The sequence below is a fragment of the Methanolobus sediminis genome (assembly GCF_031312595.1).
GTDB lineage: Archaea > Halobacteriota > Methanosarcinia > Methanosarcinales > Methanosarcinaceae > Methanolobus > Methanolobus sediminis.
Genome location: NZ_CP133592.1, coordinates 1,563,296 through 1,576,692 on the forward strand (window position 1 = coordinate 1,563,296; position 13,397 = coordinate 1,576,692).

General features: G+C 41.6%; 15 protein-coding genes. 11 read left to right on the plus strand and 4 right to left on the minus strand.

The features are described 5' to 3' along the window. The first annotated feature begins 58 nt into the window (after positions 1-58). The 4 genes from RE474_RS07500 (at position 59) to RE474_RS07515 (ending at position 3,050) form a co-directional block, all read left to right on the plus strand. Entirely contained in the window at positions 59-538 is a 480-nt protein-coding gene (locus tag RE474_RS07500) for a 3-isopropylmalate dehydratase small subunit (protein ID WP_309309766.1), read from the plus strand. Positions 539-594: 56 nt separating this feature from the next. After that, positions 595-1,722: an isocitrate/isopropylmalate dehydrogenase family protein gene (locus tag RE474_RS07505; protein WP_309309767.1), complete on the plus strand. Its 1,128-nt coding sequence runs from the start codon at positions 595-597 to the stop codon at positions 1,720-1,722. Between the two features lie 278 nt (positions 1,723-2,000). Beyond that, positions 2,001-2,519, plus strand: a complete 519-nt coding sequence (locus tag RE474_RS07510) for a B12-binding domain-containing protein (protein WP_309309768.1) — start codon at positions 2,001-2,003, stop codon at positions 2,517-2,519. 231 nt (positions 2,520-2,750) lie between these two features. Beyond that, positions 2,751-3,050 carry a hypothetical protein gene (locus tag RE474_RS07515; RefSeq protein WP_309309769.1) on the plus strand — a complete coding sequence of 100 codons (300 nt, stop codon included), beginning with the start codon at positions 2,751-2,753 and terminating at the stop codon, positions 3,048-3,050. Positions 3,051-3,092: 42 nt separating this feature from the next. Here the strand turns inward: RE474_RS07515 and pyrH are convergent, their stop codons facing one another. The 3 genes from pyrH to RE474_RS07530 form a co-directional block, all read right to left on the minus strand. Then, a complete protein-coding gene (pyrH, locus tag RE474_RS07520) occupies positions 3,093-3,794 on the minus strand; it encodes a UMP kinase (RefSeq protein WP_309309770.1) in 702 nt (233 codons plus the stop codon). Positions 3,795-3,802: 8 nt separating this feature from the next. Next, a complete protein-coding gene (locus tag RE474_RS07525) occupies positions 3,803-4,510 on the minus strand; it encodes a hypothetical protein (protein ID WP_309309771.1) in 708 nt (235 codons plus the stop codon). Positions 4,511-4,692: 182 nt separating this feature from the next. Beyond that, complete coding sequence (locus RE474_RS07530) at positions 4,693-4,869, minus strand: 4Fe-4S binding protein (protein ID WP_309309772.1); 177 nt, start codon at positions 4,867-4,869, stop codon at positions 4,693-4,695. 274 nt (positions 4,870-5,143) lie between these two features. On the opposite strand from RE474_RS07530, the gene RE474_RS07535 reads away from it, so the two are divergent. Both RE474_RS07535 and RE474_RS07540 read left to right on the plus strand, forming a co-directional pair. Beyond that, the gene (locus tag RE474_RS07535) at positions 5,144-5,779 is read left to right on the plus strand and encodes a type IV pilin N-terminal domain-containing protein (RefSeq protein ID WP_309309773.1); all 636 of its coding nucleotides are present in this window, start codon (positions 5,144-5,146) and stop codon (positions 5,777-5,779) included. Positions 5,780-5,828: 49 nt separating this feature from the next. Beyond that, positions 5,829-8,009 carry an ATP-dependent DNA helicase gene (locus RE474_RS07540; protein WP_309309774.1) on the plus strand — a complete coding sequence of 727 codons (2,181 nt, stop codon included), beginning with the start codon at positions 5,829-5,831 and terminating at the stop codon, positions 8,007-8,009. A gap of 17 nt (positions 8,010-8,026) precedes the next feature. Here RE474_RS07540 and RE474_RS07545 read toward each other — a convergent pair whose 3' ends face one another. Beyond that, positions 8,027-9,283, minus strand: a complete 1,257-nt coding sequence (locus RE474_RS07545; protein WP_309309775.1) for a DUF5050 domain-containing protein — start codon at positions 9,281-9,283, stop codon at positions 8,027-8,029. A gap of 214 nt (positions 9,284-9,497) precedes the next feature. Between RE474_RS07545 and RE474_RS07550 the strand changes: the two genes are divergently transcribed. From RE474_RS07550 to RE474_RS07570, 5 genes are all read left to right on the plus strand, one after another. After that, entirely contained in the window at positions 9,498-9,908 is a 411-nt protein-coding gene (locus tag RE474_RS07550; RefSeq protein ID WP_309309776.1) for a GerW family sporulation protein, read from the plus strand. Between the two features lie 39 nt (positions 9,909-9,947). Continuing rightward, positions 9,948-10,643 (plus strand): DUF2953 domain-containing protein, encoded by a 696-nt coding sequence (locus tag RE474_RS07555; RefSeq protein ID WP_309309777.1) that lies wholly within the window; start codon positions 9,948-9,950, stop codon positions 10,641-10,643. 27 nt (positions 10,644-10,670) lie between these two features. Beyond that, positions 10,671-11,630, plus strand: a complete 960-nt coding sequence (locus RE474_RS07560; RefSeq protein WP_309309778.1) for a beta-ribofuranosylaminobenzene 5'-phosphate synthase — start codon at positions 10,671-10,673, stop codon at positions 11,628-11,630. A 121-nt stretch (positions 11,631-11,751) separates the two neighbouring features. After that, complete coding sequence (locus tag RE474_RS07565; RefSeq protein ID WP_309309779.1) at positions 11,752-12,705, plus strand: NOP5/NOP56 family protein; 954 nt, start codon at positions 11,752-11,754, stop codon at positions 12,703-12,705. Then, on the plus strand, positions 12,702-13,397 hold the full coding sequence (locus RE474_RS07570) for a fibrillarin-like rRNA/tRNA 2'-O-methyltransferase (protein ID WP_309312224.1): 696 nt from the start codon (positions 12,702-12,704) through the stop codon (positions 13,395-13,397). The genes RE474_RS07565 and RE474_RS07570 overlap by 4 nt, the downstream gene beginning before the upstream one ends.

Sequence of the window (13,397 nt, forward strand, 5' to 3'; positions counted from 1 at the left end):
AGGTATTGTTTCGATTTCATTAATGATAATTATCGATTAATACTAATTAGGTGTAAATATGAGCGGAAGAGTCTGGAAATTTGGAGACGACGTTGATACTGATGCTGTAATCCCGGGAAGGTATCTTATTATGAATACCCCTGAGGAACTTGCAGCACATGCTTTTGAAGGTGTAAGGCCTGAATTCCCAAAAGAGGTAAAAGAAGGTGACATCATTGTTGCCGGTAACAATTTTGGATGTGGTTCCTCAAGAGAACACGCACCAATCGCACTTAAGGGTACAAAGATTAGCTGCGTGATCGCAAAGTCATTTGCACGTATCTTTTTCAGGAACTCTATTAACATCGGTGTTGCACTGCTTGAGTGTCCTGACACTGACAGGATAGAAGACGGTGACCAGCTTGATGTTGATTTCGCATCCGGTGTTATTAAAAATGTTACAAAGGGCGAACAGTACCAGGCAACACCTCTGCCGGATTTCGTAAGAGGGATCATGGATGCCGGCGGACTTATAGAATACACAAGACAGATCATCTGATCTGGCTATTTTATTTATTAACATTATCAATGCAGTAATGGTTAGGAGTTATTATTATGACACAGTATAAAATACCTGTAATACCAGGAGACGGTATAGGACCTGAGATCATTGCCGAAGGGCGTAAGGTAATTGATGCTGCAGGTGAGAAATTCGGTTTTGATGTTGACTGGGTGGAGTACCCACACGGAGCAGACCACTATCTTGAAACAGGGGAACTTATTTCTGAGGATTCCCTGAAAGAGCTTTCAGGCTACAAAGGCATTTACCTTGGTTCCATCGGAGATGACAGAATTGCACCGGGAGTACTTGAAAAAGGTATCCTGCTTGCTGCAAGGTTCTATTTCGACCAGTACATCAACCTTCGTCCGATCAAGCTCCTTGATGGTGTATGGTGCCCAATTAAGGACAAGACTCCTGCAGATATTGACTTTACAGTTGTAAGGGAAAACACTGAAGACTTCTACATAGGCATTGGAGGACGTGCAAAGTCAGGTGCAAGCAAGGATCTCCTTGAAGTTCACAGGACACTCTACAATGCAAAGTTCGGTCTTGACATCGAGACTGACAGCGAAGAGATCGGATACCAGATCGGTATGATCTCAAAGGAAGGCACACAGAGAGTTATCAACTATGCATTCGATCTTGCTGAGAAGAGTAAGAAGCACGTATCATCAGTTGACAAGGCAAACGTCCTTTCAGACATATACGGATTCTGGAGAGAGGAGTTCAACTCAGTTGCTGCAAAGCACCCTGATGTAAAGACAGACTTCAACTATGTTGATGCAATGACCATGTGGTTCGTCAAGAATCCTGAGTGGTTCGATGTTGTTGTAACTCCAAACATGTTCGGTGACATTATCACTGACCTTGGTGCAATGGTACAGGGCGGTCTCGGACTTGCACCTGGAGGAAACATCAACCCTGAAGGTACAAGTATGTTCGAGCCAATCCACGGTTCAGCACCAAAGTACAAGGGACAGAACAAGGTCAATCCTATAGCAACTATCTGGGCAGGCGCAATGCTCATTGAACAGATGGGTGAGAAGGAAGCTGCAGATGCTATTGTCTCTGCAATTGAAACTAACATTCGTGAAGCAAAGGTCCAGACATATGACATGGGCGGTTCAGCAGGTACTTCCGATGTTGGTGACGATATCGCAAGAATTGTTCTTGGAAAGTAAATACTGATTTTGCATCCCTCATGGATGCACCTTTTCTTTCTTTTTATTCCGTAATCTCCAATAATTGAAAATATTGTTATTCTCTATGGGAATATGTTGGTGAATAAAGGAAGGTGTGAATTATTTGTTATATTTTTATTTTATTATGTATATCTATAATAATTTGCTGCGGTTTACTCGATGACTTTATATACAATAATAAAATTGTGAAAAATGTGACTATATTGCACTAAAGTGAGCAATTTACAATGTGCTAATCCAATCAAAGGGATGATAATTTGTCTCAGGAAAAAACTATTTCACAAATAATAGATGAAGCAAAAAAATCCATACTGGATTTTGATGAGAATGGCGCAGAAAACGCAGCAAATGAAGCCCTTAAGTTGGGTTATGATATAAACGAGATTATTGATAAGGGATTTCTCGAAGGCATGAAAGCAATTGGGGACATGTTTGAAGAGGGAAATGCATGTCTCACACATATTTTTGCAGCAGCCGACACTATGGATGCAGGGCTTGCTGTATTTCAGGATTGTGAGGAATATAATAAACTTAGCAAGAACATGGCAGTTGAACTTGTAGGTGAAGGACAGAGAGATGAAAAAATCGATGTACTTGAAATAATGTTCAGGATAAACGGCTATGATGTAGTTGAAATTCCAGACAATGTTCCTATTGTGGATTTCCTTGAAAAGGATGAAGCTTTTGATAAGATTCCTGATTCCTGCAAGGAAGAAATTATGGCAAAGGTCGCTGCTCATCCTGGCGTGACAACTTTCCAGCTATGTGAAATGTAATTTCTTCTTTTTTTGTGTTCGTTTTTTTAGGTTAATCTTTTTTGGCACTTTGTATTGTTCTTGATTTCGATATAATCTCATTCTCATAATGATGATTATACAGTATAGGGTAGATATCCTTATATGTTAGTAATTGTACCCTTTAATTATAGACTTGTGGCATATGGGCTGTAGAGTTAATCAAAAAACGGACCTTTAGTCAAAGTTAACTTAAAGGAGTGTGAAACTCGTATGGCAAAAACAATTGAAGAACTGGAAAATGACCTTGATCTCATGAATGAGATGTTTCGTAAATACGTAAAACTCTCTTTAAATTACCAGCAGCAGATAAACAATGCAGATATTCCTGAGGAACAGCGTCAGGCTCTCATGAAAAAACTGGAAGTTGAGAATGAAAAGGTCCGGAAGGCCAAAGAGCAGATGGCAAAGTTCGAAAAGACCATTGAGACTCTTAAGCACTCCAATGACAAATTAAAAGAAGTTACTTCCTGTAAGGAAAAAAGTGTTGAATATCTCGTGGCTTATAACTAAAGCCACTTTAACTACTTTTAAATCAATACTAAAAAAGAAGGATCAGTTAATGATCCTTGTGCCTAAATAAACAGCTTTTTTGTCGGTCTTTCCGCTTTCATCACGAATGACTTTCAGCACATCCTGTGGATTGCTGCCATCCATTACAATTGTCTCGATATTGCAACGCTCAATTATCTTTGCAGCAAGAGGGTCTACAGGTGATTTAGAGCCGGCTTTCATCTCTGTTGTCATCACAGTGCCTACAAGCTCTTTAGCTGTCATTGTTTCATACTTAACTGCATCAGGGTCTTTGCGTGGGTCTGCAGAATATACTCCGTCAACTGCTGTTGCTATTACAAGAAGGTTGGCACCCAGGTATTCTGTAAGGATCGCTGCTACTGCATCAGTTGTCTGTCCGGGAATGACTCCTCCCATTACAAGGATCTTGCCAGAGGAGAGTTTGTCCTGTGCTTCCTTATAGTCCTTTGGTGGCTCCGGATAGGCAGCATCACCAAGTGCAGAGATCAGAAGCTTTGCATTTAGGCGGGTTATGTCTATTCCAATATAGTCACATTCGACTTCATTGGCACCGGTACTTCGTGCAACGTTGATATAATCTCTTGCAGCAACACCGCCTCCTGTAACTATTATAAGTTCATGCTCTTTTGCAAGTTCTTTAAGAGCTTCAGCATATCCCTTAAAACTATCAGGGTTAAGTTCTTTAGCCAGTATGGATCCACCGACTGATAATACGATTAACATGATGATCGCTAGTCCTTACGTTGCTTTGATTTTAAAAGTAACGCTATGGATAATACGGCAATTGTCCCCATAATGGATGAAAATCCAGGAACTAGTGTGGAAATTGATAATGGTGACTTGTCCAGCCCCATACTTTCACTATGAAGTATTCTTCCGTTGTAAAGTCCTGTGATCCTGGCCCGGTCACCAATCTCAAGTTCAGTAGAACCATAGAAGAACACTTTCAGACGATTCCCTTTATCGTCCTCTGTAACCAGGGTGTATCTGCCCATACTCATTTCTATGCTGGTAATATTCCCTGCAACTATCATGTATTTTCCATTGTATGCAGCCGTGTCTGCAACGACATCGCTTATATTGACTAGTCCCAGGTCTTGCGTAGGATAGTGGAGGACGTAAGTGGGTGTGAGCATGCTATCTCCAAGCGGATCATAGATGTATTCCCCGGTTACCATTATCTCATCACTAGCATTAAATCCTTCAAAAAGTTCGGTTTTTGTGACATCGATTTTCAGTTGTTCGGATGCACTGTCTTCAATGCTTGCGGACTGTTTGCTAAGTTCAGTAATGTTTCCTATGACACTTATCTTACGGTATGCCATTGTGCTGTCATAAACAGTAGGGTCTTTATTGATAGTGGAGATCGGTACGACCTCCAGTTCGAACATTGAAGCATATGCGTTAGTGGCAGTACAACTGAGTAACAGTAGTGCCATAAATATTGTTCTCATCATACTGACATTTAGCATTGTATCACATTAATTCAATTTTAATACTAATAAAGTTATTTAATTATATATATCTTACACAGGGGATAAAAAGCGCCAGTTTAAGATGAAAAGAGTCCTAATAAAAAAAAGAATAGAAAAGAAAAAAGTGTGGAACAGATATACTAATCTTATTCCATTGCGATTGCGTCTGTTGGGCAGACGTCAACACATGCACCGCAGTCAAGGCACTCGCCTGCATCTACGATTGCAATGTTGTCACCGTTGAGTGCAATTGCCTCTGCTGGGCACTCGTCTACACATGTTCCGCATCCTACGCATTCATCGACAGTAATAATTGCTACCATTTGTTTTACGCTCCTTTTTTGCATACAATATTGTATCGTATATTCATCTACAGTATAACTAGTAGAATTCTATTCTCTATCATAACACAAGTGGGATAAAAAGTTATCGTTATTAAAATGAAAACATGGAGACTGCTATTCTATTGCTGTTCTATATATAAGCTTAAGAAGCTGATTTTTCTATATATTTAATTATTCTAAGGCTTGTATACTGGCATTGAATATATTAGGGCAATTAAGATTAATTTATATAGTTGTTATTAAATTTCCATGTGTGGTTGGAAAAAATTTTACGGTATTGGATTATGAGGCTGGCACGTCACCTATACTGGGCGTTGTGCTAATGCTTTTTCTCACAATACTACTGGCAGGTATTACGGTCTCGGCTGTTTATAGTGATGATCTCAGTACATCACTTTCGAGCGCTCCAATGGCAGGTATAAAGGCAGAATCAGAAGGTTCTCTTGTTTATCCTGTGAATTTTAGTAAAAGCTTCCTTTACCTTGAACATGTGGGTGGTGATCCTTTGTACGTAGAATCAACAAGTATTATCATTACCGGGGACGGAAAAAGCTATCAGGGTGTGGTTCCCACAGGAACATGGCATGAAGGTGATATTACTATCATTTATGAAAACCTCATGTCCGCTGGAAAGCTTGCTAAGTATTCTGCAAATAATCCTGATCTTTCAGATGGCATATGGTCTGTAGGTGAAAAACTCATACTAAACGGCCCAGACAGTATTGATGGAGGCCCGTCTTCCACAGTATTGGTACACATAAACGGAGTCACAGATACTGCTAATAATTATGGTTTGAAAGAGAATAGTATAGTAACTATCAAAGTGTTTGACATTCAAACGCAGCGCTTAATTGCTGAATGTAAATGTGAGGTTACCCCTGCGGAATGACTTTGGTACATCAAAACCGTTTAAGTAATGTGAGCTCATAGGTAGTGCGATGAGCGGCAAAACCGGATACATGAAATATTTCCCAAAGGAAACCTGCTACCCGAATCAGCAGGATGCAATGGATAAGATCCATGCTTCTCTCATTAATAAGGAGATCATACTTTTTGAAGGAGCATGTGGTACAGGCAAGACTCTCAGTGCACTGGCACCTTCACTTAATGTGGGAAAACAACTTCAGAAAACCGTGATTATTGCAACGAACGTTCATCAGCAGATGGTCCAGTTCATCAATGAGGCCCGGGAAATAAAACAGACAAACGACCTGAAGGTTGCAGTGGTAAAAGGTAAAGCCACAATGTGCCCAAATGAGACTGATTATGAGGAATGCAGGCTCAAGCGTGAGAACACATTTGAACTTCTGGAAACCGAAAGGGAACTTGCTCTTAAAAAGCAGGAAATGAAGTCTGCATATGAGAACTATAAAAAGTCAAAGGACCCTGCTCTTGTAGCATTGCGTGATGCGCTTTCCAAGGAGCTTGATGTTGCAGAGGAAAAATCAAAGGAGCTTCGCAAGCGTTCATGTAACTACCTATATGAAGTGCTGCGCTATGATGGGGAAGCTTTCAGGCAGTGGCTTTTCGATGATGTACGCACACCTGAAGAGGTCAATGATTATGCTTTCCAGAAAGGCATGTGTGGTTACGAGCTACTGAAACGTGAACTGAAACATGCAGAGCTTGTGATATGTAATTTCCATCATGTGCTAAATTCAGATATTTTCATGACCGTGCTCAACTGGCTTGAAAAGGAGCCACAGGATGTTATTGTTATCTTTGACGAGGCACACAATATCGAATCTGCAGCAAGGTCACATTCATCTATTACAATAACCGAGCACACGCTGGAAAAAGCAATTGCAGAGATCGAGGCAAATCTTGATATTATGCCGGATGGCGGAATCCATAATCTGCTAAAGATCCTGACAAGTGTAATGCAGGATATCTATAACAACCGTTTCAAATTCGGAGAACGTGAGCGTGTAGGGAGACACTGGTATGATATGCGCATCAGTGATCCTTATGAACGTAATGATATGGTTAGGGGTAAATTCCTGAAACAAGCGCTGGATGCAGGTTTTGGCGATGAAGCCGCAATCCAGGCAACCCTTTCTGAAGCAAGCGCTTTTGGAGCTATGCTTGATGAGAACTACCGTGAGCAGTATAAGAAAGGACTTACAGGTGTCCTGAAACGATCCCACATAAGGTATGCGGCAGACTTCCTTTCATCTTACCTTGTTCTATCAAATAACCTGAACTATTATCCGGTATTGAATGTGAGGCGTGACCTCAATGATGAGATATACGGCCGTATCGAACTTTTCACATGTATCCCGAAGAATGTAACTGAGCCTTTGTTTGATTCGGTCTTTTCAGCGGTGTTGATGTCAGCAACTCTGCGACCATTTGATATGGTTAAGTCTACACTTGGAATAGCAAGACCAACATGTGAACTATCTTACGGAACTTCGTTCCCTGAGGATAGAAGGCTGACTCTTTCAGTTTCAGTTCCACCTTTGTTTGCAAAGACAAGAGATGACCCGCAGACCCTACAGGCAGTTGAGGAAGTAATCTTCGATTCCATTGAACAGACAGAAGGTAATGTGATCATCTTTTTCCAGAGTTCGTTTGAAGCAAGGCGTTACTACGGTAAACTGGAATCCCGTCTGAGTGTCCCGGTTTTCCTTGATGAGGTGGGTGTGTCATCCCAGGAGATCAGGGAAGATTTCTTCAGGATGGGGGAATCGGGTGGAAAAGCAGTTCTGGTCTCGTATCTCTGGGGAACTCTCAGTGAAGGAATTGATTACCGTGATGGCAGGGGAAGAACTGTAATTATAGTAGGTGTCGGTTATCCTGCCCTGAATGACAGGATGAATGCTGTGGAATCTGCTTATGACCATACTTTTGGGTTTGGTGCTGGCTGGGAATTTGCAGTGCAGGTGCCGACTATCCGTAAGATCCGTCAGGCAATGGGGCGAGTTGTGCGTTCTCCGGTTGATTATGGAGTAAGGATTCTTCTTGATGGCAGGTTCACTACTGAAGCACCGAAGAAGTTCGGTAAATTCTCCGTGTTTGAGATGTTCCCTGATGATGAGAGGGATGAATTCATTGATGTTGATCCTGAAAAAGTCAAATATTCCCTTATGAACTTCTTCCAGGATAATGCAGAATAAAAATAGAAAGGATTACTTCAATCCTTTCTACGTCCAGTCAAATATACGGCTATAATGGCACCAAATGAAATTATTGGAGACATAGGTGATTTTGGAGTGATGTTATCATCGTTTTCTTGAATCTCTGCCGTTTCAGACTCATTGATAATATCGTATTCTTCACCATTTTCAACTTTTTTATCTTCAATATCACTTTCATGATTTGATTCACTGTGTGTCGTTAGTGTATCAATTTCATTCTCTTCAAATTCGATCATCCATATGTCCGGATTTCCCTCTCTTTCGGATACGAAGACAATTTTGTCACCTTGCGGATTCCAAGATGGGGAATCATCCCTTTCGGGATTTGTAGTCAATTGGATTAGATTGCTACCATCAGTATCCATTAGCCAGATATCCTCGTTCCCGTTTCGGGAAGATACAAAAACAATTTTGTTTCCATCAGGTGAGAAACAGGGTGCAAAGTCCTCAGACTCGTTTGAAGTCAGTTGTTGCTGTTCTGTGCCATCGGTATTTATAGTGTATATGTTATTGTTTCCATCATTAAATTGGTAGACAATTTTTTCTCCGTCTGGCGACCATATCTGGCTTTGCCATGATTGCGTTTGAGGTCTGATGTCTCCTAGTGCAATTTCAGTTAATTCGGTTCCGTCTGCATTAATCACATTTATAGTTCTTTTTACGGCAGGTCCGGCTGAAAATACAATCTTTGATCCATCTGGTGACCATGCAGCGTGATAAGGTCGTAAGAACTGACGTCTGACTATGGTAATAGGGTCTGTACCATCCGAATTGCTAACTATCATGTTTGGTACAGTAGGTGAGCTAATACTTGTATAGAAATAGACTATTTTTGTTCCATCCGGTGAATATGTGATGGAAGAATCCTCTGGTTCAAAAGTAATCTCAAAGTCTGAATTATCACTCAGGTTTTTCATGGACATGGTCGGATCAAAACTTGCACTGCTGATTTCATAGAGCATTTTTGAATTGTCAGGGCACCATATCGGATGTGATTCAATATAGTACTCATCATCTAGTAATACCTCATTTTCAAAGGTTTCAGTGTTTATTTTATAGATGTCGAACTCGTTGTTGTATACAATTTTTTCTCCATCTGGACTCCAATTAGGATTAAGGTCTGGTCCAGAGTTGTTAGTCAGTTGAGTTAGCACAAAATCTGTATTGTTTGCGAAAGTTAAGCCAGTGATTGATGTAAGTGTTAATATTAAGGTAACAATAAGGCTGAGTTTTTTACACAATTTGAAATTCATATCAAGTATCACCATTTATGCGATATTTCATAACATTCTAATAAAAAATCAAAACAACAATCGTATAAAAGTTCTTTTCTTTTTTCTCCTACTTTTTATTTGGAAATGGTAATTTATAGTGGCCTGACTTTTTGAAGTGTTTGACAAGATTTTTTAATTTTGAGTTCGTATAGTCATATGAAATACAAATTTTATGGATAGCAGGGGTTAAAATATGGCATTAGAAGATTTAATGAAAGAAGTATCCTCAGAACTTGAAAGACTTGTGAGCACAAAGACCGTGGTAGGGGAAGCCATGATCGTAGGCGAGACCACCATCATTCCTGTCACCAAGGTTTCATTTGGATTTGGAACTGGCGGCGGCGAGGGTAAGAAAACAGGTGAAGAAGAAGGTTTTGGCGGCGGCGGTGGAGCCGGTGCAAAGATTGAGCCTGTTGCATTTATTGTGATATCTGCTGAAGGCACAAAACTCATGACCATGTCAGGACAGACTGATTTTGGAAAGATCCTTGAATCAGTTCCGGGACTCATTGAGAAAGTCAAGTCCATGAAGAAGTCAAAGAAAGATGACAGTTGTGAAGGCGATGGACCCTGCGAGGGTTCAGAAGAGTCTTCAGAAGACTGATTCTTTCTACTTTACTGAGAAACCTGCACAGGAGCAGATATGCTATCGATCCTAACGGTGATACTGCTTCTTATTGTATTTTTAGTTCTCTTAGTCCTGTTTGCCGCAATAGATGTTGTTTTCAATGTGAAGGGTACCGGTGTTTCAGTTGAACACACTGTTGTTGTTCACTGGTTATTATTTTCCAGACAGGTGAGTCCAGAGCTGGAAGATGAGGTTAATGATGGGCATTCAGATGACGATTTTCCTGAAGAATTCAAAGATGCAGAAAAATATGTTACAGAAAAGGTAAAAGGACATTTTCAGGAATCCGGTGAAAAAGAGAAAAAGAAAAAGTCAATTGATATGACCTATTCAGAGATGATACGGACTTTCAGGCAACTGAGGACGCCTGTAATTAGATTTATCAAGGGACTTATCTATGCTATAAAGATTCCTTATGCCAGGGTAAATGCAGTGTATGGATTCCCTGATCCATCATATACTGGTATTGCATGTGGATATTCTCATGCATTAATGGCTTATCTTGCATGTAATTTTGAAAACCTTAGGGTGAATCTTGAACCGGATTTTGTGGATAGCAGGATTGAATTTGATATGTCCGGCAAGTTCCGTATAAGATTGTATCGTTTTATTCCTGTTATTTTGAGATTTGTATTTAACAGGAGTGTGTTGAGCTTTTCATGGAGCTTTTTTATTAAAAAATATTACAGAAAATCAAGTGGTAATCTTTAATAGTATGTGTCACTGATAACCCATGACATGATTACTATTAAGTCCCCATCAAGACTTCATCTGACTCTTATTGATCTTAATGCGCAACTTGGAAGAGTGGATGGAGGCGCAGGAATTTCGATAGAATCTCCGCATGTTATTATATCTGCGGAGAAATCAGATACTATTGAAGTCATAGGGGATTCATTCCTTGCTGAAAGGATGATCAGTGCTGTAAAGCAGGTCCTTCCTGAAGGCGAGGGTATCAGCCTTAAAATTGAAGAAGATATGCTGGCACACGTCGGTTTTGGATCCGGAACCCAGGCCGCGCTCTCTGCCGCTGCGGCTGTGAATGAATTGTATGGTCTTGGTAAGAGTGTAAGGGAACTTGCAATTTCAGTTGGACGCGGTGGGACATCCGGCATTGGTGTTGCATCATTTGAGATGGGTGGATTCATAGTTGATGGAGGCCACAAGTTCAGTGACAAAGGTTCTTTCTCCCCTTCATCCGCAAGCAGGGCAGACCCGGCTCCGGTGCTTTTCAGAAATGATTTTCCGGACTGGAACATAGTGCTTGCACTTCCTGACACTACAGGGGCACATGATGCCAAAGAAGTCAATATTTTCCAGAAAGAGTGTCCAATCCCTCTGAGTGAAGTTCAGGAACTCTCTCATATTATTCTTATGAAAATGATGCCTGCTATCATGGAGCAGGACATTGAAGCTTTTGGTTATTGCATAAACCACATACAGAGTCTTGGTTTTAAACAGCGGGAGGTTGCACTTCAGCATCAGGTTGTGAGGGATGTTATGACCCTGATGCAGGACAACGGTGCCTACGGTGCAGGTATGAGTTCATTCGGACCGGCTGTTTACGGAATTGTTGGGAACCCTGAAGATGCTGTTTATTTGCAGGAAGATGTGCAGGAACTTCTTGACAGAACAATAGGTGGTAAGGTTCTGGTTACCAAGGCAAACAACACCGGTGCAGAGATAAGGAGGGTCTAAGCTGGCAGATATTGAATTTACTGCATGGTTCGGAAAACTCAAGCTTGATGCAGACGGTGAGATACAGGACTGCGACCTTTTTGATAAGGACCCTGAAAAGCTGGCAGAGCTTGTTGTACAGTTGCAGGAAAGTTCAAAGGAGAATCCACAGTCTGTTCCATTACAGAGGGCCGATCTGAGAGATGCTGCACTGGAATGTGGTTTTGTAGAGCTTGATGAGGATTATGATATTCTGCTTCGTGATGTATGTATAAGAGCTGCAAAGAGCCAGATATCACAAACCGATACTGATGATTCAAGAATTATCCAGGCGGTTGAGGCGCTGGATGATATCGATAAGAACGTGAATGAGTTGAGCGAGCGCTTGTTCGAGTGGTACGGAAGGTATTTCCCGGAGCTTGAAATGACAGGTGAGGAGCTTGCAAGATTTGTTTCTGCTTACGGTTCAAGGACAAATGTTCCTGAGGACCATGAAATGTCTAAGAAGGCATCAAGTTCAATGGGTGCTGAACTCCTGTTTGCAGATGAGGAGCTTCTGAGGACTTTTGCAAACAACATATGTAGCCTGTACGACACACGCAGGTATATCGAGAATTACATTAATACAAGCATGGGCTCAGTGGCACCGAACCTTTGCGAGATCGCTGGAGCATCACTTGGTGCCCGCCTGATGAGTATGGCAGGAAGCCTTGAGAAGCTGGCGGCTTTCCCATCCAGCACGGTGCAGGTGATTGGTGCAAGCAGGGCGCTTTTCAAGCATCTCCGCTCCCGGGCACCGTCCCCAAAACATGGAATTATCTTTAACAATTCTGTTATCAAGAATGCGCCCTGGTGGCAGAGAGGAAAACTTGCAAGGGCACTTGCAGCTAAGATAAGCCTTGCTGCAAGGACTGATTTCTATTCCGGTGAACTGGAACCTTCCATAAAGGAAGCCCTCGATAAGAAACTGGAAAGCATAAGACATGCAAACCCAAATCCTCCTGAGAGAAAACCGCAAACAAAACCTCAGGGTAAAGGCGGAAATCGCAAAGGAAGAGGACGGAAGAAAAACAAAAAGTCAGGGGGTAGTAACTGATGTCGGCAAGAGAGTTATCCAGCGGTATCTATGAACTGGATATCGATGACAGGAAGATGCTTGCAACAAGGAATATGATTCCAGGAATGAGTGTCTACGGTGAGCGTCTCATCACAGATGATGGCACAGAATACCGCCAGTGGGACCCCAGCAGGAGCAAGCTCGGAGCCATGGTGCTCAAGAATTTCGATATTCCTCTTGAAGCAGATTCCATAGTACTCTATCTCGGTGCAGCTTCAGGAACAACAGTAAGTCACGTTTCCGACATTCTTACAGACGGCCTCGTCTACGCAGTTGAGTTCTCCCCACGCACCATGCGTGACCTTATTCAGCTCTGCGACCAGCGTCCGAACATAATTCCTATTCTTGCAGATGCCAACAAACCACAGTCCTATGCTCACATAGTGGAAAAAGCGGATGTAATCTTCCAGGACGTTGCCCAGCCCAACCAGGCTGAGATCGCAGCTATCAATTCAAAATACTTCTTAGAAGAACACGGCCACCTGATGCTCTCCATCAAGTCAAGAAGCATCGACACCGTAGCCAGCCCGAAAAAGATATTCAAGGAAGAGGTCCGCAAACTTGAAAGCGGCTTTGACATTGAGTTTGAGGTGCTGGAAAGAAAGGAGCTTGATCCTTTCCACGAAGATCATCTGGGTCTTGTGGCAAAGATGTTTGTGGATGATGATTGA

Bases quoted from the DNA above. Each gene is read 5' to 3' on its own strand.
- RE474_RS07540 (WP_309309774.1), top strand. From the start codon at position 5,829: ATGAGCGGCAAAACCGGATACATGAAATATTTCCCAAAGGAAACCTGC.
- RE474_RS07555 (WP_309309777.1), top strand. From the start codon at position 9,948: ATGCTATCGATCCTAACGGTGATACTGCTTCTTATTGTATTTTTAGTT.
- RE474_RS07545 (WP_309309775.1), bottom strand. From the start codon at position 9,283: ATGAATTTCAAATTGTGTAAAAAACTCAGCCTTATTGTTACCTTAATA.
- RE474_RS07560 (WP_309309778.1), top strand. From the start codon at position 10,671: ATGATTACTATTAAGTCCCCATCAAGACTTCATCTGACTCTTATTGAT.
- RE474_RS07530 (WP_309309772.1), bottom strand. From the start codon at position 4,869: ATGGTAGCAATTATTACTGTCGATGAATGCGTAGGATGCGGAACATGT.
- RE474_RS07525 (WP_309309771.1), bottom strand. From the start codon at position 4,510: ATGGCACTACTGTTACTCAGTTGTACTGCCACTAACGCATATGCTTCA.
- RE474_RS07515 (WP_309309769.1), top strand. From the start codon at position 2,751: ATGGCAAAAACAATTGAAGAACTGGAAAATGACCTTGATCTCATGAAT.
- pyrH (WP_309309770.1), bottom strand. From the start codon at position 3,794: ATGTTAATCGTATTATCAGTCGGTGGATCCATACTGGCTAAAGAACTT.
- RE474_RS07550 (WP_309309776.1), top strand. From the start codon at position 9,498: ATGGCATTAGAAGATTTAATGAAAGAAGTATCCTCAGAACTTGAAAGA.
- RE474_RS07500 (WP_309309766.1), top strand. From the start codon at position 59: ATGAGCGGAAGAGTCTGGAAATTTGGAGACGACGTTGATACTGATGCT.
- RE474_RS07505 (WP_309309767.1), top strand. From the start codon at position 595: ATGACACAGTATAAAATACCTGTAATACCAGGAGACGGTATAGGACCT.